The sequence below is a fragment of the Parabacteroides sp. AF14-59 genome (assembly GCF_003479515.1).
GTDB lineage: Bacteria > Bacteroidota > Bacteroidia > Bacteroidales > Tannerellaceae > Parabacteroides > Parabacteroides faecis.
On sequence record NZ_QUHH01000021.1, the window covers coordinates 103,126 to 125,115 of the forward strand.

Annotated in this window: 14 protein-coding genes; 4 read left to right on the forward strand and 10 right to left on the reverse strand. The window is 45.7% G+C overall.

From position 1 onward, the window contains the following. Positions 1–52: 52 nt before the first annotated feature. Positions 53–1,285, reverse strand: a complete 1,233-nt coding sequence (locus DWW23_RS19710; protein ID WP_122355357.1) for a nucleoside recognition domain-containing protein — start codon at positions 1,283–1,285, stop codon at positions 53–55. Between the two features lie 349 nt (positions 1,286–1,634). On the opposite strand from DWW23_RS19710, the gene DWW23_RS19715 reads away from it, so the two are divergent. From DWW23_RS19715 to DWW23_RS19725, 3 genes are read left to right on the forward strand one after another with little or no spacing between them, the layout of a single operon-like run. After that, positions 1,635–2,597 carry a 2-hydroxyacid dehydrogenase family protein gene (locus DWW23_RS19715; RefSeq protein ID WP_122355359.1) on the forward strand — a complete coding sequence of 321 codons (963 nt, stop codon included), beginning with the start codon at positions 1,635–1,637 and terminating at the stop codon, positions 2,595–2,597. Further along, positions 2,594–3,295 (forward strand): DNA alkylation repair protein, encoded by a 702-nt coding sequence (locus DWW23_RS19720; RefSeq protein ID WP_122355361.1) that lies wholly within the window; start codon positions 2,594–2,596, stop codon positions 3,293–3,295. Before DWW23_RS19715 ends, DWW23_RS19720 begins: the two co-directional genes overlap by 4 nt. A gap of 3 nt (positions 3,296–3,298) precedes the next feature. Beyond that, positions 3,299–4,051, forward strand: a complete 753-nt coding sequence (locus DWW23_RS19725) for a TIGR02757 family protein (protein ID WP_122355363.1) — start codon at positions 3,299–3,301, stop codon at positions 4,049–4,051. 80 nt (positions 4,052–4,131) lie between these two features. Here the strand turns inward: DWW23_RS19725 and DWW23_RS19730 are convergent, their stop codons facing one another. From DWW23_RS19730 to DWW23_RS19770, 9 genes are all read right to left on the reverse strand, one after another. Continuing rightward, complete coding sequence (locus DWW23_RS19730) at positions 4,132–5,340, reverse strand: cyclically-permuted mutarotase family protein (protein ID WP_122355365.1); 1,209 nt, start codon at positions 5,338–5,340, stop codon at positions 4,132–4,134. A gap of 49 nt (positions 5,341–5,389) precedes the next feature. Beyond that, entirely contained in the window at positions 5,390–7,498 is a 2,109-nt protein-coding gene (locus DWW23_RS19735; RefSeq protein WP_122355368.1) for a GDSL-type esterase/lipase family protein, read from the reverse strand. 15 nt (positions 7,499–7,513) lie between these two features. Further along, positions 7,514–9,523: a family 20 glycosylhydrolase gene (locus DWW23_RS19740; protein ID WP_122355370.1), complete on the reverse strand. Its 2,010-nt coding sequence runs from the start codon at positions 9,521–9,523 to the stop codon at positions 7,514–7,516. Between the two features lie 5 nt (positions 9,524–9,528). Continuing rightward, positions 9,529–11,151, reverse strand: coding sequence for a sialidase family protein (locus DWW23_RS19745; protein WP_122355372.1), 1,623 nt, complete (start codon positions 11,149–11,151; stop codon positions 9,529–9,531). 98 nt (positions 11,152–11,249) lie between these two features. Beyond that, positions 11,250–12,494 (reverse strand): MFS transporter, encoded by a 1,245-nt coding sequence (locus DWW23_RS19750; RefSeq protein WP_122355398.1) that lies wholly within the window; start codon positions 12,492–12,494, stop codon positions 11,250–11,252. A gap of 242 nt (positions 12,495–12,736) precedes the next feature. Beyond that, complete coding sequence (locus tag DWW23_RS19755) at positions 12,737–13,939, reverse strand: AGE family epimerase/isomerase (RefSeq protein ID WP_122355374.1); 1,203 nt, start codon at positions 13,937–13,939, stop codon at positions 12,737–12,739. Positions 13,940–13,944: 5 nt separating this feature from the next. Continuing rightward, complete coding sequence (locus tag DWW23_RS19760) at positions 13,945–14,862, reverse strand: dihydrodipicolinate synthase family protein (RefSeq protein WP_122355376.1); 918 nt, start codon at positions 14,860–14,862, stop codon at positions 13,945–13,947. Positions 14,863–15,124: 262 nt separating this feature from the next. Next, positions 15,125–16,693, reverse strand: coding sequence for a RagB/SusD family nutrient uptake outer membrane protein (locus tag DWW23_RS19765; protein ID WP_122355378.1), 1,569 nt, complete (start codon positions 16,691–16,693; stop codon positions 15,125–15,127). A gap of 29 nt (positions 16,694–16,722) precedes the next feature. Then, positions 16,723–20,061, reverse strand: coding sequence for a TonB-dependent receptor (locus tag DWW23_RS19770; protein ID WP_122355380.1), 3,339 nt, complete (start codon positions 20,059–20,061; stop codon positions 16,723–16,725). Between the two features lie 498 nt (positions 20,062–20,559). Here DWW23_RS19770 and DWW23_RS19775 point away from each other — a divergent pair, with 498 nt between their 5' ends. Next, on the forward strand, positions 20,560–21,771 hold the full coding sequence (locus tag DWW23_RS19775) for an ROK family transcriptional regulator (RefSeq protein WP_122355382.1): 1,212 nt from the start codon (positions 20,560–20,562) through the stop codon (positions 21,769–21,771). Positions 21,772–21,990 lie beyond the last annotated feature (219 nt).

A 21,990-nucleotide genomic window follows, 5' to 3' on the forward strand; every position in this document is an offset into this window, starting at 1 on the left:
AATCCGATTTACCCGGTATGATAATGACATTTTGATAATCCGGTCTGATCTCTCAGGCAAAGAAGATGTATGTCAGAGTAATTGCAGCAATCGCCCCTACCAGGTCTGCCAGCAGAGAACATTGAATAGTATAACGTGTATTGCGTATGCCTATGCTGCCGTAGTAAAGTGCGACTACGTAGAATGTCGTATCCGTCGAACCCTGTACGATGGATGCCAATCGTCCGACGAACGAATCGGCTCCGTATGTGTTCATCGCATCCAACATCATCCCCCGTGCTCCGCTTCCGCTTAACGGCTTCATTAAAATAGTCGGCAGGCCACCCACAAAATCCGTATTTACGCCTAAAGCACCTACCCCCATACGGATACCTTCAATGATAAAATCCATTGCCCCTGAAGCCCGGAATACGCCGATTCCGACCAAAATGGCAACCAGGTACGGTATGATCGTGACCGCCGTCTTGAACCCCTCTTTAGCCCCTTCGATGAATGTGTCGTATACATTGATCTTTTTGCGGATACCGCTGACGATGAATCCGCAGATGATCGTAAACAATAAAGTGTTTGCAAATAAGGTCGAATAAAGGGAAACCTGTTCCTGTTCCAATGAGTTGAACAGCCAGACCAGTCCGCCGATAAAAGCTGCTAATCCGCCGAAGAACAGAACCAGATTTTTTTGGAGCAGATTGATCCGCTGTTTGATACAGACAGCCAGTATGGCTACTAATGTGGATGAAAATGTCGCCAGCATGATCGGCAGGAATACATCCGACGGATTAGCCGCCCCCAGTTGTGCCCGGTACATCATAATGGTGATCGGGATAAGTGTCAATCCCGAAGCATTGATACAAAGGAACATGATCATCGGATTGCTGGCCGATTCTTTTTCGGTATTCAGTTCCTGCAATTGTTGCATGGTTTTCAGTCCCATCGGTGTGGCCGCATTATCGAGTCCCAGCAGGTTGGCCGAAATATTCATAAAGATCGAACCCGTTACCGGATGGTCTTTCGGTATTCCCGGGAATAACTTACTGAAAACCGGAGCTGCGAATCGGGCAAACGATTGGATGACTCCCCCCCTTTCGCCAATCTTCATAATTCCCAGCCAGAGCGACAAGATACCGGTCAGTCCGAGCGATATCTCGAATCCGGTTTTGGCAGACGCAAAAGAGGAATTAATAATCTCTGTGAAGACAACCGTGTCTCCGGCAAAGATAAGTTTGCCCAGCGCGACGACGAAAGCGATTAGAAAGAAAGCTATCCAGATGTAGTTCAGAACCATATGTTAGTTGTTATAATTTATCATAAGCTAAAAAGCAGGGTTGATTTTGTTAGTTTATTTCTTGTCATGTTTGAATGTTTCAATAATTATCAAAAGTGAGCCATTTCAAAAGTTGACAGTTGACAAGTGACAGTTGACAGTTATGTCGGCTTTCAGCCGATTTATTTACCGAACGCGAAGCCCAACTGTCACTTGTCAACTGTCATCTGTCAACTGAAAAATGTTTCACATTTTTCTATACATGAATATAACTAATCACATCCACAGCTTTTTGATATTATACCTGCAAAAATAGGAATTTATTAACGATAGATTTGTATTTTTGCCCGAATAATAATCGTAATGACTTATGACAAAGATATTAGTAACCTACGACATGTTCCGCGAGGGCTTCACGGAGCTGGAAAGCAAGTATGATGTGACTTTTCCCGACGGAAGAGATTTTACTTATGAGGAAGTATTCGAAATGATCCCGGAGTATGATGTATTGTGCTCCATGTTCGATTTCCCGGTGAATAAAGAACTGATCGACCATGCACCGGATTTAAAGATGGTAGCCAATTATGCGGTAGGTTACAATAATATCGATGTGGCTTATTGCCTGGAAAAAGGTATTACCGTGGCCAATACCCCGGACCCGGTGACCGCTCCTACGGCAAACCTGGCACTCGGCCTGATGATCGATACCGCCCGCCGCATTACCGAATGCGACCGTAAATTGCGCACTTTAGGCAAGGATATGAAAATAGGCGTACTCGAAAATCTGGGTGTGAATATTACCGGACAGACGTTGGGGATTATCGGTATGGGACGTATCGGAAAAGCACTTGCCAAACGTGCGAATGCCTGTGGCATGGAAGTGATCTATCATAACCGCCGCCAATTGTACGTAGATGAAGAAACGAAACTGAATGTAACGTATGCCTCTATGGAAGAGTTGTTGGCAAAGTCCGATTTTGTCTCCCTGAATGCACCTTATACGCCTGACACCTATCATATCATCGGCGAGGAAGAATTGAAGCAAATGAAACCGTCTGCTATCCTGATCAATACGGCCCGTGGTCCGCTGGTGGACGAACAGGCACTCGTGAAGGCTTTGCAGGACGGAACGATTCATGGTGCCGGTCTGGATGTATTTGAATTCGGTGATTATCCGCTGCCGGAATTACTGGAGATGGATAATGTCGTACTGACTCCCCATATCGGAACACAGACACTGGATGTGCGTATCGTCATGGCCCGTACGGTTTGTAATAACGTCATCGGATTTTTGGAAGGCGACCGTCCTGTATCACGTGTCATGCGTCCATGACGGCAGAGTTTATATTGAGCGAACTTCTCTCGATGGCGAATCCGGAGAAGGCTGCTTTCCTGCAACGTTTCTTTAAAACGGGGCCGGGACAGTATGCTGAAGGCGATGTATTCCTGGGACTGGTCGCTCCCCTCACCCGCAGTATCGCAAAGGCGAACAAACAAACTCCTTTGCCCGAATTGCAGAAACTGATGGATAGCGAATATCATGAAGCACGCCTTTGTGCCCTGCTGATCGCCGTCGAGCAATTCAAAAAGGCTTCGGAAGCCGACCGGAAGAAGCTGTACGATTTCTATCTGGGCAATGCCCGCCGTATCAACAACTGGGATCTGGTGGACGTTACCTGTCCGCATCTCGTGGGGCTTTACCTCTTGGATAAAGACCGCTCCCGGTTGTATGAACTGGCGGAGAGCGATTGCCTGTGGGAACAACGCATCGCGATGGTTTCGACGGTGACGTTTATCCGTAACCGTGAATATACCGATACGCTGGCGTTAGCAGAAAAACTGATGTCGCATAAACATGATCTGATGCACAAGGCTGTGGGTTGGATGCTCCGTGAAGTCGGAAAGAAAGACCGGGAGACTTTGTCTGCGTTCCTGGAAGAATATGCCACCCGTCTCCCCCGTACGGCGCTCCGGTATGCCATCGAACATTATCCGGAGGATCAGCGTCAATATTTCCTGAAGAAGAAATAACAGATGGACGAACAGATAAAAGAAAAGCTCCGCCAGTGGGCAAAAGAATATAATGTGGATGCATTTATCCCGGACGATCCGGTACAGTTTCCACACCGGTACACCGAGAAGAAAGATATAGAAATATCCGCTTTCCTTACCTCCTGGATTTCTTACGGGCGCCGGGAACTGATCTTGCGAAAAGCAAACGAATTGCATGCCGCAATGGGATCCAGTCCGTATCGCTGGATCATGGATGAAGGATATAAGGAATTGTCGGGAAACACGGTGGAATCGGGTAAAAGGGATACTTTTTACCGTTTTTATACCTACTCCCATCTGCGGCAGTTGTGTGAACGGATGAGAGGTATCTACGGCAAATATGATTCGCTGGAGGATGCTTTGGCTGCCAGTCCGTATTCCAATCCGGTCACAAAGATACAGGATGTGTTTCGGGGGATCGAAGGGATTCCGGTGCTGACGGGTACTTCCGCCTGCAAACGCCTGGCCATGTTCCTCCGCTGGATGGTCCGGAAAGACGGTATTGTCGATTTCGGCATTTGGGGAACATCGATACGGCCGCATGAACTGATCATTCCTTTGGATACGCATGTCCATCAAATCTCTTTGGAACTGGGGCTGACCAACCAAAAGAATGCCACCCTGAAAACAGCTGTCGAGATAACCGAAGCCTTGAAAGAAGTTTTTCCCGATGATCCCTGTCTGGGCGATTTTGCTTTATTTGGTTATGATATAAATAGGAAAACGACGTTGTAGGTCGTTTTTTGTCATGCCTTTATCCATTGAATGCCTGTGTATGACAAATAACAAATACTTTTCTGTTTATGTAGAAGCGTTTATTCTATAATAGCCAGGTTGACCTGGGGAGTGCGGATGCCCGGTTTCAATTCACCGTTGACGATGATAAGGCTGTCGCCTTTCAGTATGGCACCTGCTCCGGCACGGGCCAGTTGTTCGTATTCACCGAGGTTGGTCCATTCTTGGGTGAAGGTATTGTATTGCAACAAAGCAGTATTGAATTTGTACCATTCCACCGGATGAAACATGTAAGATTTCCCCTCTTCCTGTAATGTGCCGACCAGGGCAGTGTCGCCGTCTGCTTCGGCTTTTTCGATCAGCTTCGGGCGGTTGACAGCAGCCAGGAAACGGTCGTAATTGACGCCGCCCATGAATAAGATCGAACTGTCTTTATAGGCAACAGCACAACCGCCGGTGAAGGTCCGCCGTGCTCCGTTGTCAAATAAGGGCAATTCCGTCTCTGTAATCCACTCTTTTGTGCCCGGATGGAATGAGAGCATATCTGATGGTACAATAGCATCCGTATCCCCGGAAAGAGGCTGAAAACCGCCTGCCAGGTAGATGCGTATTCCGTCTGCAGACTTTTGAGCGGCTAAGACAGGCTGGACACGAGCCGGACAGGGGATGTCAGGTAGCTTTTCCCAATCCCCATCCAGGTTCTTATCCAGTTTCATGGCAAAGAAGCTGTTCCCCGGCCTTTTATTTTCATTGCCTCCGGCTGTATAAACCGTATGGTCGGCATAGGTAGCTGAGAGGTTATCCATTGGGACAGGAAGGGATGCCAATCGGCAGATATGCACGCTTCCATCGTTGTCCGAAGTGGACAGCAGGTGGACATCTGCAAAGAAATCGGTGCTGTTGTTACCCCCGATACAAACGACGCCTTCCGGTGTCGTGACGGAGGCTCCGTAAGCAACCGGCAAAGGAAGATTGCCTGCTTTTTTCCATTGGGCGTTTTTGTCTGAAAGGTCGAGGGTGAATATATCGCTGTAATATTTCTTGACTCCCCCTTCGGTGACGGGTTTATCGGGAAAGTTGCAACCACCGGCTACCACCAGTTTGCCGTTGCTGATACCGGTGAAGGGGGCCGATACTCCCAGTGATGCCGTATCTGCCATTCCGGGCAGGTCGGGTAATTTGCTCCAATTGATCATGATATTGTTCGGTTTAGAGGTAGGACGATTGCATCCTGTCAGCAATATGACCAGCAGGATCAACCATCCGTTTACTATTGATTTGTTATACATAATGTTGTTGTACTTCTATATGACGAATAATTCATATACCTGTGCCTTATTATTCCTTTGACCTGAATGTGGATGCCGGAAGTTCATCCCCGTTTACCAGGTTTGCACGGGTGAATGGCTGCCAGCCGTAACGGACCAGTTGAGGATGGGTGATCTTTTCATTCCAGATTTTGACCTTTCCATCGACAATTTTTGCTTGTGCCGGAACAAACAGACCGTCGTGTTCTGCTATCTCGAAGGTACGTAACGGCTCTCCGTCGGAAGTATGCAAACCATCTGCATACTCAAAAGAGAGATAGGCGGCACCATCTTTGAATTCAACCGAACTGAAAAGCGGGCCGGACGGTGTGATCCGATGTCCGTATGTCTGGTTTAAAGCCCAGCGGGCCAGGCGCTCCCCTATTTCACGCTTGTATCTTGGATGCACATTCAACGAATCTCCCCGGTCGCTGCTTACAGCCATGCCGCAGTTCGGGATTTCCTTCATCATCCGGCGTTGGCTGTTACGGAACCATGTCCAGCTCGGACGGTCGATACTGGATAACTGCACGTAGTAGAACGGGAACTCTTCTCCCCAGTTTTTTCGCCAGCTGTTTACTAATAAAGGGAACAGACGCTCATGTGTCTCTATATTCTGTGCATTTGATTCTCCCTGATACCAGATCACTCCTTTGATCGGATATTGCTGTAACGGCCTGATGCCAGTTTCATACAGGTAACAAGGTTCATACGGGTGTCGTTGTAGCTTGTTGGTCGATTTTTTTATGTTGAGGGCTGCACGTCCGCGTACCCAATCCTGGATGAAGTCGTTTTGCATCCAGTCGTACAGGATGTCGGTAAAGTCGAACTCCAATGTTTTCCGGTCTATCCAGGCTTCTGTACCGGAACCTCCGACGGCATTCAATATGAGTCCGACCGGAACTTGCAGACTATCCGAAAGCATCTGTCCGAAGGAGAAAGCTACGGCCGAGAATCTATCGGCTGTCTGTTCGTTGCATGCCGTCCATTGTGCGTCATGGTAATATTGCAGTCGGTTGAGTGAATCCATTACCGCTTCATCCCATTCCTCCGCATTCGTGAACCAGCGGGGTACCATATTGAAGAGCCGGATTTGCGGTTCTTTCTTCGCATACGCTGTCAGTTCTTTATGCTGTGAGTCCGCTAGTTCATTTACGCGAAAGGCCATGTTAGACTGGCCGGAACAGAGCCATACTTCACCAATCAATACATTCCGGTAAACGATCTTTTGAGAATCGGCTGTTTTCTTTTTCCCCTTTTTGTCGGTTTTTCCGGAAACTGCCTCTACTGTCAGCTCGTAAGGGCCTCCTGCCTGAAGCGGCTCGAGGGTGACGGACCATTTTCCGTTCGGAGCCGTAACGGTTTCCTTTTTCTGACCGGCAATCTGTACGGTTATCTTTTGACCGGCATTGGCGATACCTGTTATAGGTAACGACTTTTCACGCTGTAAAACCATATTGTCCGAGTAAGTGACCGGCATCTGCAGGCCACCGTAATTTCCCGTCAGCTCCTGACAGATTGTTTTTGCCAGGATACCTGCCCCCTCTGTATTCGGGTGAAGAGCATCGGGCAAGAGATCCGGGCGGTTATAGAGTCCGGCTTGCAGGTCGATCAATCCCGTATTACCCAATTGCGCGATTTCTTCGATGGTAGCCTGTTCCTGCCAGTACCAGTCGCGTGTACCCGATTTGAAACGAGGATGGCGATGGGCAATCGGTGTCATCCGGCAAATCCATATTTTACATTCCGGATTTACTTTCCGGAAAGATTCGATCAGGGAGAGATAGTCCGAGACGAAGTTATCCCGATAGTTCGGCCAGTTGCGCGGATCGGTGTCGTTGAGTCCGAGATGGATAACAACCAGGTCGCCTGCAAAATCGAGAGCTGCCCGGTATTCCTCCTGTTCGCTGTACGGACGGTGTCCTTTGTTCAGTAAAGTGGCGCCGCTTTTCCCAAAATTCATTACTTCGTAGTCCTCTCCCAGCATCCGCTGCAGCTGTGCCGGATACGAATTTACTTCCCGGTTTTCTATGCCTGCACCATAGGTTACACTGTTACCTACACAGGCCACCTTGATCTTTTTCTGAGCATAGGCAGTCGTGCAGAGTAACAAGCATAGTAATAAAAGCGTTTTTTTCATTGTATGATGATCTGTTTATCTTTTCTTATCCGGCGAGTAGATCAGTCCGTCTACCGCCTTTTCACCGTCGGGTGTAACAAATACGAATGTGAACATCCATTTGACAAGCCGTACTTCCGGCAGACGGAACTTGCCGACCGGCAGTTTCATGAATACCTTGTTCCATCCTTTCTGCAAATGGACTTTTGTCGGTTCACGTCCCACGCAATTTTCATTTCCCAGCAGGACTTCATTCGATTTTTCCTTGTGCGTGGCTGTCCATACAGGAGGCAGTATTTCTTCGTCGTTCAGCCATACACGACTTCCTTTATAATCCCATTGTCCCTGTGGCGGTGCAAGGTCCATTTCCGACCGGCCGTAGTTCTGGAATTCGATCCAGGCTCCGACTTCCTGATCTTTGGGTGAATGAACCCAGGTCCAGGCATAAGCGGTATGGTCTTCCTGCGGGTCCTTATAGAAACAGGGAATAGTATTTCCCCATACGTGGCGTAAATAGATTCCGGCTCCTTCACTATCGTTCGTTCCGTATGTTTTTCCTTCATATGTGTAACTGTCTTGCAGCTCGGTTTCCGGAGGAAATACGCTGCCCATATCTCCGTTATTCGGGAATGCATCGGTGATACGCCATTTGATGTCTGTCTGTTTTACATAGGGGAAAGGATATCCCCGGAAATTATGTTCCTTATGCCAGAGCAGGCGTTGTTCGAACTCTGTAAATGCTTTATATTCCTCACTGTTCCGGGGAGGCATATTCGTTCCGTATTTATCGAAATACTCATATCCTCCTCCCCGCCAGGAACGTTCGGCGATAGTCAGCATGTTCGGATAAAAGATATTCTCGTTGATGATCTTTTCTTCCGGTTGCACCCAACGGTCGTTCCAGATAGCGAGGATGACACCCGCCATATCGTTGCTGCCTTCGGTATGGCGGTAGATATTACTCATAAATAATCCGCGCAGATCGGCAAAGGTATCGAAATGGTTCAGGTAGTGGAAACGGGAATCTATTGTCGGTATTCCTTCCTGAAGTTTTCCCCGGTAACTCCACATATGTATCATGTCGATCTCTCCCGGCTGATAATGCCATCCCGGATTCCAGGAAATTACTTTTTTACCTTTTGATCGTACAAAAGCGACCATTTCGGGCACAAATTGCGGGTTGGTGAACTGTACCTCGTCCGTTCCGATGTGAAGGTACGGCACATCGAATGTCTCACATACTTCCTCGATCAGCAGTTTCAGTATTTTCATACCTTCCGGACTTTGCATATCGTGGCGGAACGTACTTACGAAGGCGGCACTGTGTCCCGGCATGTCGAATTCCGGGATTAGCAATACCTGGTGCCGTTTACAAAATTCAACCAGTTCTTTGGCCTCTTCCAGTGTATAATATTTACCCGGCATACGAGTTGTATGGATGCTGTCGTTGAGCATTGGGAAGATCTTGCTCTCCAGTCGCCAGGATTGGTTTTCCGTGAGGTGCCAGTGAAATACGTTGATTTTGTATTGTGCCAGTTTGGCTATTTCCCGTTTCAGTTCTTCCATCGGGATGTAGGTACGTCCTACGTCCTGCATAAATCCACGGATACGGAAAGCAGGCCAGTCGATTATTTTACATCCGGTGACGAAGGATCTGCCGCCTTTCTTTTCCGTCAACTGGCGGAGGGTTTGTATGGCCCGATAAACGCCCTGTTCTGTGGTTGCCTCGATAGCGATCTCTTGCGATGATACCTGTAGTTTGTAGGCTTCGTCCTGATTTATTGTTGCTTCCGGCAGGTTTTCGACAAGCGTTACCCGGAAAACTTTTTTACTGGCAGGATTTATGTTGATATTGCTTTCCTGCAGCCAGCCGGTAACCATTTGTCCGGTATTTCCAGCCAGTGAAAGTGAAATATCTTTGCCTGAGAACGTCTGCTTCGTCCAGTCCACTTGCTGTGGCCAGGGAAGTAAGTTCAGGTTACTGGCAGCATATGCCACCGGTAACCATAAACATAGTATAAGTGTTACGAACAGTTTTTGCTTCATCCGTTTTATTTGATAAGGTCAGCTATTTTGATAGCCTGGAAAGTCATGTGCGCTACGCTTGACTCATAGAAGATTCCTACGGTTTCCTTGTCGATCATAGACAGGCAACTGTATCCCCATCCCTCTGCTTCGTCCAGTAATACCTGATGTTCGGCAGGCCATGTCAGACCGCCGTCGAGACTGGCTTTGATCGTGATATGGTTACGTCCTTTAGTTGTATTCGGGTTGGAGAACAGTAACAGTTTCTTTCCGGTGATGTTGTCTTTTGCATCTACTTTGATGAGGCTTGCCATACATACCGGTTCCTGGAGTGCACTCCGGCTGGAAGGATGTTCCGTCCAGGTTTTACCCAGGTCTTTGGTTGTCGCAACTGCCCGGCTACCGCCACGGTTGTCACGCATATTCAGCATCAATACTCCCGGTTCGACTTCTGCCACCTGTGCTTCGGTCGTATTGGTACGTGCCAGGTTATGCAGATGCCATGTTTTACCACGGTCTTTGCTGTACATAACACCCGCATTCGGAACACGTGTAGCGTCGATGAACTGGATAGGGAACACCAGTGTACCGTCCTGCATCGTGATACCACGTCCCGGACCTTGCAATAGGAAATACCAGGAGGGATCTTTTACCTGTGAAGTGATATTGATCGGTTCGCTCCAGGTCTTACCGTCATCTTCGCTTTTTACCAACATCAATTGGGCTGTTTCGTCGGGAGTCATTCCCGGCATGGAGTTCCACCATGCACGTCCGTTCCCCATACCGTGTGTCCAGGCGGCAACGATCCAGATCGTATTTGTCTTCTCATCGACCAGAATGGATGGGTCGCCCACACCGTTCTGTGCATGGGGCAAACCACCGGTTTCACCGAATGTCATGGCTACACGCATCGGTTCCCAGGTCTGCCCTTTGTCGGTACTGCGGCTGACACCTATGTCGACCATTTCTTGTAAGTCTACGCTGCTGTTGTAACGGATATCATAAACCCCCAGAAGAGTTCCGTTATTCGTTGTCACCAGCCCCGGGATACGGAATGCGGCGGAGCCGTCGTCTCCGGCCTGGCGTACGCCTACCCCTACACGGCGGGGAGCTTCCGCTTTACCGTTCCAGGTGATTTCCATCGGTTTGTTATTGATGATTGCTTCCGGTATGGTAAAGGAAACTCTCGATAGCAGAGATGTTTCCGGTTTCATTTCAATACTGACCCAGTAATAATTCGGGCCTTTTACCATCGGCTGTTTGGAGGTCAGTGTAATGGTGTTTCCCGGAGTTGTTATTTCATCCTGTTTAACCGAGTAGGAAAGGTTGGCGGTACGTGTTTTTCCCGGAGTGAAACTTGTTACATAAGTCACCGGATTAAAATGAGTTCCTTCCCTTGCAGGTGCTTCCGTCCCGCTATAGAACAACCGGACAGCCTTTATATCGGATACGTTTGTTTCATTGCCGAATTGAAGAGTCAGTTTATTTAATACATCCCCTTTCTGTGCAGGAATACGCATTTCCAGCAGCACATTGTCCGTACGATCGATCAGAATCGGGATTTGCTGCTCCCTGACGTACAGGCTGTCTGCAGCAATAGCGGTTTGCACGATGAATAGAAGACAGAGATAAAAGATGCTTTTTTTCATGATAATTGTTCTATGAATTAGTAAATGTAGTTCCAAAGGTAACGATTTCATGGTATGCCTGCCGTTACCTCTGGGACTTTTTATTGATATTTTTATTGTTAATCCGTCATATTTGCCACTTTCGGACGAAGGAAGCATATCTGTATCAGCAGGGCGATGGCAACAAGGCCTGCCAGCATGGCAAAGTCATGTCCCAGGTTTCCGGCATCCGTCGATCTTCCCAGCAGGTCTGTGATGGCAGCTCCGGCAAATACCCCTGTCATATTCATAATGCCATAAGCGGTCGCACGGTAACGAGGTGAGATGAACTGGCAAAGGATCGGCATATTGTTTGCATCGAAGATTCCGAAACCGATACCGAAACAAAGTCCGCCGCCTACGATCATCAGGAAGTTATGACCGAAACCGAGCAAAAGTAACGATGGAATGGTCAAAGCCAGTCCGATAGCGCCGGTATAGACACGGCCGCGTACGTTTGTTTGTATCCATCTGTCCGACATGATCCCGCCGACAATTACACCGATAAACGAAGATAAGGCGATCGTGATGGTCGATAACGGTCCGGCTTCCGACATATCTATGGACAGATTTTCGGAGAATAACGTAGGAAGCCAGTTTTTCGTTGCCCAGCCGGGTAAGCTCGGGGTGGCAAAATAAAGCAGGATGATCCAGAAGGAAATGTTGGTAAACAACATTCCCATTCCCTTGAGAGCTCCTTTGACCGGATTCTCGACTGCGGTGCCTACTTCTTTTATCTTATGAATGATATGATCTTTTTTATCTTTCAGGAACAGGATCAGAACAACACTGTATGCAATACCGACAATCCCGAACCAGTGGAAAGTCGTTTCCCAGGTGAAAGCGCTTGCAACTGTTGCTCCGAAACCTCCCAGAGCCTGTCCGGTGTAAAGCCCGGTCATGTGAATACCAACTGCCAGTGAACGGGTTTTCCCCTGGTGATAGTCGGTGATCAGAGATAATCCAGCCGGGATATATAAGGCTTCACTTACCCCCATCAGGGCCCGCAGGAAATAAATCTGGTTGAACGTGGTGCAATAGCCCATCATAAGTGTGACAAACGACCAGACGAACAGACTGCCGACGATCAGCCATTTGCGGTTTACCCTGTCGGCTATCATTCCTGCCACGGGACTCATGAATCCGTATATCCAGAGGAATACGGCCATCAGTCGGCCGAAATTGGCTGCCGATTCCAGTTCGGTGATGTCGATCATCATCGCATCTTTCATGGTCGAGAGCATCTGCCGGTCCATATAGTTCAACAGGGCTACTCCCCATAACAGACCGACAACTACCCAGGGGTATATTTTTTTATTATTCATTTCGTTATATTTTAGAGGCGAAAACAAAGTTTGGTGAAGATAAGCCATCTGAAGTTCATTTGCCGTCTGCTTTAGCTGACGGAGCAGTAAATGATCTATTTCTTTGGACTTTAGTCCCATTTTAAACAATCTCCTTTTGTTAAGAGAAATGTGGCTAAAGCCTAAAGAGGAAAACAACTTGTAAACCGTCAGCTAAAGCAGACGGCAAATGAACTTTTGACAGCATTTTCTTTCTGTTTATGTTATTTTGAAAGGATTTCTTTGCAAAGCAGATTGCATTTCAGAAGCATCCGGGGGATGTGGAACGGGCCTTTGTACATATTTCCTTTGGCCGACTGTGACAATGTACCGTCATAGTGGAAATAACCGTACCATTCGCCATATTCCCTGTCCGGGAAACGGGCATATGTATATTCATTGATCATCCGGTGCATTTCCAGATATTTTGCATCACCGGTGGCCTCATAGGCATAGAGTGTGGCAATGATGGCTTCACATTGGGGCCACCAGAATTTCATATCATGCCAGTATTCCTGTTGAGGAAGGTTTTTGCAGTCTTTGAAATAGCTGATTCCACCGTATGTTTTGTCCCAGCCCCATTCCCAGGCCCAGTCGAGGATGGTTAATCCCATTTCTTTCAGTTCGGGATCCCAGTTCCGGTATTTGGCCTCTTCCAGAATGAACCAGGCTGTTTCGATGGAATGGCCCGGATTGATCGTACGGCCCGGTATCGAGTCGATGAATTCGCCGTTCGGACCGACTGTTTCGAGAATCGTTTTGAATTCCGGCTTCATAAAGTCACGGCGTAATTCGGCGATGGATTCGTCTATTTGCTTTGTAAGGATCTCGTCGTTGACGGCTTCACGGATACGGGCTGCCGTATCGATCAGGATCATACAGAAAGAATGTCCCTTCGCAACGAATCCTTCACGGAATTTCGGTTCCAGTAATCCCGGTGTATTTTTATAATGAAGGATCTGCTTGAATAATTTTACAGCTTTATCGGCATAGCTTTTATCTCCGGATGCAATAGAATATTGCGCCATGGCAATGGCCGCAAAAGTTTCGGAGAAAACATATCTTCTTTTGCGCACAGGGATACCGGTTGCCGTCACTTCATAAAACATACGTCCATCCGTATCGAAGCAATATTTCTCGATGAAATCGATACCGTTTTTACAGGCTTCCAGCCATTCGGGCTTTTTTTCGATATTGTTGTAAGCGTAAGCCAGTATGAAGGCGAACCGCCCCTGGAACCATACGGATTTATTGGAATCCATTAAGGAACCATCCCTGTTCAGGCAGGTGAAATAGCCGCCGTTCTCTTTGTCGATGCCATATTTCAACCAGAATGGCATGACATCGTTCAGTAAGTCGCTTTTGTAAATGTCGCCCCAGTAACCGATATATTCGGCAGGCTGGGCAATATTTGTTTTTGCATCCATAATGATTAGAATTTGTTACATCTTTCAAAGAAATTGATAGCTTCGAGTTCAGCTTTCATAGCCGCTTCTTCCGCATCGGTCATATTTTGGAACGGTGTGCGGTTCTTTCCGAGATCCAGGCCGATCAGTTTCATGATACGCTTACCTCCTACGATGTTTCCACGATAATGGCAGATCACGTTGATCACTTCCTGTGAGAAGTTTTGCTTTTCGCGGGCTGTTTCCAAGTCGCCGTCTTTCCATGCTTCGATGATGCCGACCAGTTCTTTTCCGTTATAATTGGTTGTTCCGCCGATTCCACCCTGTGCACCGCCCATTGCGAGGCAAGGCAAAATCGTTTCGTCCTGCCCGTGAAGCATGTCGAATTTTCCGTCTTTGTATAACCTGCATTGATTATATTCGTAAAGACTTTCGTATGTATATTTAATCCCGGCGAAATTAGGAATGCGGCCGTCTACGGTTTTCAGGAAATCTACCATCGGGAGGAAAGCGCCGTTGAATGCAGGGATATGATAATAATAGAAAGGCAGTTCCGGTGCCCCGCAAGCAATCTCTTCGCAGTATTTTACCAATTCCTCGATGCGGTTTACTTTCGGGAACGGAGAAGCCATGGCTCCGATACCCCATGCTCCGATCTTTTGTGCGTGGGCAGCCAGGTTGCGGCTGGTTTTTACACAGGTACTGCCTACATGTACGATTACTTTGAATCCTTCGGGTGCTACTTCCATCCAGCGTTCAGCGAGTTTGATACGCTCTTCTTCCGTAAGCATGTAACCTTCACCGGATGAACCGTTGATGAAAACACCTTTTAATCCGTTGTTGACAAGAAGTCTGGCATAAGCTTCAATGGGTTCGTAATTCACTTCTCCATTTTCATAAAACGGAGTAAACGGGGCATCGATAAGTCCTTTAATTCTTTCCATGGTGTATAGTGTTTATTCTTTATGTGTGTTGCTGTTTAAAAACTTGACAAATATAAATAAAATATTTTATTAATTAGAGTGTGAATTGAGAATTATTTTCTTAATTCTTTGTTTTTGTGTGATATTAGTGTCTCTTATTACCCAGGATTTATCTTTAGACTTAGGTAAGAAGAATTCCAAAGGAGGCTATATTTATATTGAATATAGCGACCTTTGGAATAGGAGTCAGTTAAATTTTAACTATCAATTATGTTGAAAAATATCAATAACCCGGAGTTTGTTCCAACGTATCGTCTGCGTTCAAAGTGGTTACATCGATCGGCCAAAGGAGTTTATGGCTTTCGCTTTCTTTTAGAACGGCTCCGTTTCCTTTATAACCTGATTCAGCGCAAAACGCCAATGCTTTTCCATTCTTTCCGTCTTTCATGCGGCAGATATCAAACCAGCGTTTGCCTTCATTTACAAACTCTTTGTCTTTTTCTGCGAGGATAGCCAGTTCGTTTGTCTTGAAGTCTGAATTGGTATAGCCGTATTTTGCTTCATTCCAGTTGGAACCGTAGGCACGCTTACGAACCTGGTTCAGGTAAAAGGCTACATCCCCATCTTCCATATTGGCAACTTCCGCCATTAGCAAGAGGGCATCTGCATAGCGGTAGATTGCCTCGTCACCGCAGAAAACGCGGGTGTTATTTGAATTGACATAACCCAGGTTCTTTTTCAGAACCGTACCCATTAAAGAGCCGTCTGCCAGATAATATTCCAGGAATGTAGCATCACGGCGGGTGTCTTCCGCGTCAAAAATGCGCCATAAGCCCAGTTCGTATTCGTTTCTCTGCCAACCGCTGCCTTTTAGTTCGAGTGTATCTCCTGTAATAAGGTTTCCGTCGCGTCCGTAGACCGTATTTACGAAGTTAGGTTGCGCATAAACAAATTCGCTTGCCTGGTTGGTTGCTTCACCGTCTGCGAACCGGGCTACCATGATCATCTCTTTGTTACCTTTATTGGTTACATCCCAGATCTCCTTGAAGTTATCGCACAAGCCGAAACGGGAGTCGTTCAGGATCGTGTTCAGATAGCCTTTGGCTTTCGATAAGTCGTCGGAGGCGGGAGTCTGATCATCCAATGATACTTTTGCACTCCACAGGTAGACCTCTGCCGCCAACATGGTTGTAGCTGCTTTCGACCAATAAGCTTTATTGCTTTTGATGGTTTCGTCCGATCCGAAATATTCCAGCGACTTTGCCAGGTCCGATTTGATAAAATCCATGATCGTTTTAGCCGATGAACGTGGTGTGTAAAGCGTTTCGACGTCTACTTGTCCGTCCAGAACTTTCACTCGTTCGATCAATGGTACGCCGCCAAAGGTTCTGTAAAGTGTGAAGTAATGTAATGCACGGATCCCATAAGCTTGTGCCAGCAGATAATTGATAGTGGAAGCATTCTCTTCCTGCAAGGCAGTTCCTTCCACTTCCTGTATCAGCAGGTTGCAATCGAAGATATAGCCGTATGTCCCGTTCCAGTTTGAAATACCAGTGTTGTCTGCATCCAGGTTGTTCTCTTTGATACGGTCGTAGTTGATAGAGGTGATCAATGAGGAAGTACCGGATTTGTTTGTCCCTCCGCGTGCTTCGCCCAGCAAGAACTGTCTGTTGAAATTACTAGCCCGCAGGTCGACATGTATCCCGTTCATATAAGATTCCACCTGGGATACGGTTTTCCAGTAACTCCCGCTTCCGTAGTAATCGAGAGGAACCAGGTCCAGATCACATGATGTATAAAGTACTGCGCTGGCAGCTATACATGTATTTATAATTGTTTTCTTTAAGTTCATAATTAACCGAATTTAGACTGTTTAATTGTTTATAAAGTAACGCTGATCCCGAATAAAAGGGTACGTGGTAAAGCATATCCGGAACCGGCTATACCTGCCATCGTTTCAGGAGTTGCCACCAACGCACATTGCGTGATGTATCCTAAATTCTGTCCGGTAACAGATACTTCTACATTTTGTAACATCACTTTCTGTACCCAGTTCTTTGGTAATGTGTATGCCAGGGATATTTCACGGATAGCCAGATAACTACCGTCATAGCAGAACATAGTTGATCTTCTGTAATAGTTGGATTTACCTAGCTGATCTGCCCAGTAATATTTAGGTAACGTTCCGTTCGGATTTGTTTCCGACCAGGTGTTTTTCACATCTGTGGTCATGTTGTATGATCCCTGCATACATCCCAGGAACCAGTTACTTGTCTGGTCATAGATTTTGTAATCCAACCCAAAGTCGAATGCTGCATAAAGGCGTAGGTTCTTCCAGCTGAGATTTGTATTGAAACCTCCCGTATAACGTGGTTTCGTGTTGCCTACTTTTACCATATCATATTGATCGATCACGCCATCGCCGTTTACATCTTTCCATTTCACATCACCCGGTTGGATCGGTAATTTTTTCACTTTGGAAGCCCCTTCTTCGCCGGTCCCTTTATCACTGTCGGGCAGTTCATCCCATGATTTTTTACCATAAAGTACGCAGGCGGAAGCTCCACCTCCTCTGTCTTCCAGGTAATCAGGGATTTCATCCCAATTTTTATAGATACCGTCTGCCTGGAATGCATACATCATGCCTGGTTCCTGACCTTCCTGGTAACCGCCTACCCATATTTTCTCATCGCCGTTTCCTGAATATACCTGGAAGGCATCCTGACGATTCTTGTCCAGTCCGTTGTTGGGTAATGAAACGATGATATTTTTGTTGTAAGCAATGTTTGCTCCTACTGTCCAGTTCCAGTCCTTGGTCTGGATGATCTTGGCATTCAGGTCTATTTCAATACCTTTATTCCGGATTTTTCCGTTATTAGTCAGAACGGAACTGATACCGGAAGAAGAAGGCAGACTAATATTTGCATATTTGTCGGAAGTCAGACGGTTATAGTAAGTAAAGTTTGCATTTAAGCGGTTTTCCAGGAAACTCAGGTCTAAACCTGCTTCAATAGTTCTTGATTTTTCCCATCTCAATCCGGGGTTCGGTATGCTTCCGATCACATAACTTGTATTTCCGTCGTATTTGGAAGATGTGCTGTAAGAACCTTGCAAGGTATAATATCCGATCTGGTTTGTGTCGACTTTGCCGTTCAAACCGAAACTCGCACGCAGTTTACCAAAAGAAAGGATATCGGAATATTTCTGCATGAATTTTTCTTTGGAGAATACCCATCCTGCGGATACTCCGGGGAAAACGCCCCAGCGATTGTCTACCAGGCGTGAATATCCGTCGGAACGCATTACCAGGGAAAGGAGATATTTGCTCCGGAAATCGTAGTTGGCACGACCGAAGTAAGACATGATTCTTTCTTTGTTATGATATGTATCGATGTTACGTTTGTTCTCTCCTTTATCTGTCAGTTCCAGATCCCCGAAGTCGTCGGTTGCAGCACCGGAACCGGATGCGCTCAAATAACGGGTGTAAGAATCATAATATTCGGTACCGATCATGGCGTCCAGATAATGATCCTGAGTGATCTGGTTGCTGTAGTTCAATACGGCGTTGTATGTCTGGTCGAATTTACGTCTCCAGTTAGAAGAAGTAGAACGTGTTGTATTAATAACGGTCGGAGTCTGGTAGAAATCTTTATTGAATGATTCGGCAAGCTGTTCTTCGTAGTACCAGTTACCCGAAACTTTTAAAGAAAGTCCTTTCATAAAATCGATATTGAAACTTTGGTTCATTGTGAATTTATCACTCTGGTTGTCACGAATGAATTTCTCCGGCTGATATTGTTGATTACCGTCCTGATAGTGCTGTCCCAATAGGAGGTTCCCTTCTTCGTCTTCATAGCGAACCGTAGGAGGCGTCGATAAGATACGTCCGAAATAATTATATTCGGAAACGGCGGAACCCGGAAGATTTTCCCAGTTAGCCCGCGTGAAGTTTAAACTGGAATAGGAGGTTAACCACGGTTTGATCTTATAATCTCCGTTGAATACAAAAGAATATCTTTCATAGAATGTGTTGATAGGGAGTCCTTCCGAATAGTTATATCCCAGACCTGCATAATAATGTCCCCTGTCGTTACCACCCGACATATTGATATTGTAATCCTGAGTCAGGGCAGGTGTGTTGAAATTGTAATCTCTGACATTTGTATCTTTAAAGATCAGCTCTTTGCCGGTAACAGGATCGATCATGCTGTTCCAGCCTTTACCCAGCAGGAACCTGTTGGTATCATCCAGGTACATCGTGCTGTAAACGGCTGCCATATCATTTGTCAGAGGAGTTACACCGTCTGCTGCAAAATATTTGTTTCCTGTTCCGTGGGGCGAAGCAGATCCCAATGTAGCGGATGATACATAACCAACTCCGCTGCCATCAGCTCTCTGCCACATGTTCGAAGAGCGGGAATATGCAGTACGCATCCAATAAATATAATCTTCAGCATTACAGAATTCATACGGATTGTTCAGGAAGTTCAAGCCGAGTTTCGCTTTGAAATTGATTTCGGATTTCCCTGATTTTCCCTTTTTCGTCGTAACCAGGATAACTCCGTCGTTTGCACGGGCACCGTAGATAGCAGTGGCACCTGCATCTTTCATGACCTGCAGGTCTTCAATGTCTTCCGGATTGATATCGCTTAAACTACCACGTACCTGTCCGTCGACGATGATCAGCGGTGAACCTGTACCATCGAGATTGGTACCACCACGGAGAATGATTGTCGGAGTAGCGGCCGGACTTCCTGATGCCTGGATGACACGTAATCCGGAAACGGCTCCCGACAGGGCCTGTGCCGGGTTGGTGTAAGAACCGGTCGTCAGTTTTTCGTTGGCTACTTTGGCAATCGAGTTAGTCGATTTCGATCGGAGTTGTTTCCCCGAATAACCTGTGATAACGACCTCGTCGAGAGTTTGTGCATCTTCTTTCAGGATAATTTTAAATGGCTGTGCGTTTGTTACCCTGACTTCCTGGGTCTTGTATCCGATATAGGAGATTTCAAGTGTAGCTCCTCTGGTAACCTGTATAGTGAATTTCCCGTCAATATCAGTGACGGTTCCATTGGTTGTGCCTTTTTCAATAACGGATGCACCCGGAATGGTTGTATTCAGATCGTCGTAAACGACTCCCTGGATACTCATTTTCTCCTGTGCCCATGCAATTGCCGGTAATAAGAAAATGAGCATAAAAATGAAGGTTTTTTTCTTCATGATACTTGTTTTATTAATTGGACATTTAGATATGGATCTACCATATAATAATCAGTTTGTTTACGTTTAATTTGATTTCCCGGTATGTTGAAAAGTCATACCTGGTGCAGACCGGCATATAGTGTGCCGTGAGAACGTTGCATCTTTTTGTGTGATCTTGTTTTACTTGTGATTCATGAAATTTTCATTCGCATAGATTTTATTAGGTGATACAATAATGTTATAATGTTCCGGCTGTTGACAGGAAGCCGGAGAGTCCTGATTTTTAGTTGTTGAAATCCTTCTTTTTTTCGTATCTGAGTTCTTAGAAGACTATGATATTTTGAACTTTTTTTAGAAAAGGGAAAGCTTGTTTTTGAATGGGAGGATTCCTGTGGACCACCGATGTAAGTTTCACAGAAGGAGTTGTTTCGGATTTTTTTTATTTACTCAGAACTATATTTGAAAAATATTTATCTACTTTTGTTTGTTCAAAATATCGCAGTAAAAAATAATACCATGAATACAAAATTCCTTATTACAGCAGATAGCAATCGTAGTGCTCTTCTTAAAAAGAAGATTATACATTATTATATAGCCAATGGTGATGCCACAATCGCGGAATTGTGCAAGGAAATGGATTTGAGTATTCCTACTGTAACCAAACTGGTCGGGGAATTATTGGATGATGGTTATATTCTGGACTTTGGAAAACAGGAGACAAGCGGAGGGCGTAAACCGAATATTTACGGTCTGAACCCTACTTCCGGTTATTTTGTCGGAGTTGATGTGTACCGGAGTAAGATCAATATTGCAGCTGTCGATTTCAAAGGAGAAAAATTGCGTGTTGAAGAGAGTATTCCCTATACCCTGGAAAATACTCCGGAAGCCCTGGAGAGTTTGTGTTATCTAATCAATGATTTTATCGATCGGTTGAGTGTATCGCGTGACAAAGTACTGGCGGTAGGAGTAAATATTTCAGGACGTGTAAATCCGGTTTCCGGATATAGTTATAGCATTTTCTATTTTGAAGAAAAACCCTTATCCCAAATCCTGGAAGAGCGGATCAAGATTAAAATATATATCGAAAATGATACCCGAGCCATGATCTATGGCGAATACATGCAAGGCGTGGTTAAGGGTGAAAAAAATATATTATTTATTAATATGGGATGGGGCTTAGGACTTTCTATCTTCATAAACGGCGAGCTTTACTATGGAAAATCCGGTTTCTCCGGTGAGTTCGGACATTTTTGCTTTTTTGATAACGAAATCCTTTGTCATTGCGGTAAAAAGGGATGCATTGAGACTGAAGCATCCGGATCTGCCTTGCATCGCAAGCTGTTAGAGCGTTATCGTGAAGGTAGTAGTACTATTTTAGCAGGCAAAATAGAGAAGAAAGAAAAGATAACCATGGCCGATATGATTGAAGCGATCCAGAAAGAAGATGTGTTATGCATTGAAATACTGGAGGAAATGGGAGAGAAGTTGGGACGTGGAATTGCCGGTCTTATGAATATCTTTAATCCTGAATTAGTCGTACTCGGAGGTACTTTGTCGCTTACAAGTGAATATATCAGTCTGCCTATAAAGAGTGCTATACGGAAATATTCTCTTAATTTGGTATCTCAGGATACAGAAATCAAAGTCTCCCGATTAGGGGAACGTGCTGGTGCCTTGGGGGCATGCCTGCTTTCAAGAAGTAAAGTGTTGGGGATGATTCATTATTAATCAATATTTTTATTAACAATACGGTATTTATAAATCTTGCCGATATAAGATTTATGGACCTTTATTTTATTTATTGCCAAAAGGTAATTTTGTAAATCAAAGGGAGTAATGAATAATTGCTTCCTTTGATTTTTTATATACTCCTCTTATAGAAAAACAATCTAAGCAGAATAGTTTTATTTTTATCAAAATAAATATTGATAAATTTGATTTGATATA

Excerpts from the sequence above, each read along its gene's own strand:
- DWW23_RS19710 (WP_122355357.1), bottom strand. The coding sequence starts at position 1,285 with ATGGTTCTGAACTACATCTGGATAGCTTTCTTTCTAATCGCTTTCGTC.
- DWW23_RS19715 (WP_122355359.1), top strand. The coding sequence starts at position 1,635 with ATGACAAAGATATTAGTAACCTACGACATGTTCCGCGAGGGCTTCACG.
- DWW23_RS19720 (WP_122355361.1), top strand. The coding sequence starts at position 2,594 with ATGACGGCAGAGTTTATATTGAGCGAACTTCTCTCGATGGCGAATCCG.
- DWW23_RS19725 (WP_122355363.1), top strand. The coding sequence starts at position 3,299 with ATGGACGAACAGATAAAAGAAAAGCTCCGCCAGTGGGCAAAAGAATAT.
- DWW23_RS19730 (WP_122355365.1), bottom strand. The coding sequence starts at position 5,340 with ATGTATAACAAATCAATAGTAAACGGATGGTTGATCCTGCTGGTCATA.
- DWW23_RS19735 (WP_122355368.1), bottom strand. The coding sequence starts at position 7,498 with ATGAAAAAAACGCTTTTATTACTATGCTTGTTACTCTGCACGACTGCC.
- DWW23_RS19740 (WP_122355370.1), bottom strand. The coding sequence starts at position 9,523 with ATGAAGCAAAAACTGTTCGTAACACTTATACTATGTTTATGGTTACCG.
- DWW23_RS19745 (WP_122355372.1), bottom strand. The coding sequence starts at position 11,151 with ATGAAAAAAAGCATCTTTTATCTCTGTCTTCTATTCATCGTGCAAACC.
- DWW23_RS19750 (WP_122355398.1), bottom strand. The coding sequence starts at position 12,494 with ATGAATAATAAAAAAATATACCCCTGGGTAGTTGTCGGTCTGTTATGG.
- DWW23_RS19755 (WP_122355374.1), bottom strand. The coding sequence starts at position 13,939 with ATGGATGCAAAAACAAATATTGCCCAGCCTGCCGAATATATCGGTTAC.
- DWW23_RS19760 (WP_122355376.1), bottom strand. The coding sequence starts at position 14,862 with ATGGAAAGAATTAAAGGACTTATCGATGCCCCGTTTACTCCGTTTTAT.
- DWW23_RS19765 (WP_122355378.1), bottom strand. The coding sequence starts at position 16,693 with ATGAACTTAAAGAAAACAATTATAAATACATGTATAGCTGCCAGCGCA.
- DWW23_RS19770 (WP_122355380.1), bottom strand. The coding sequence starts at position 20,061 with ATGAAGAAAAAAACCTTCATTTTTATGCTCATTTTCTTATTACCGGCA.
- DWW23_RS19775 (WP_122355382.1), top strand. The coding sequence starts at position 20,560 with ATGAATACAAAATTCCTTATTACAGCAGATAGCAATCGTAGTGCTCTT.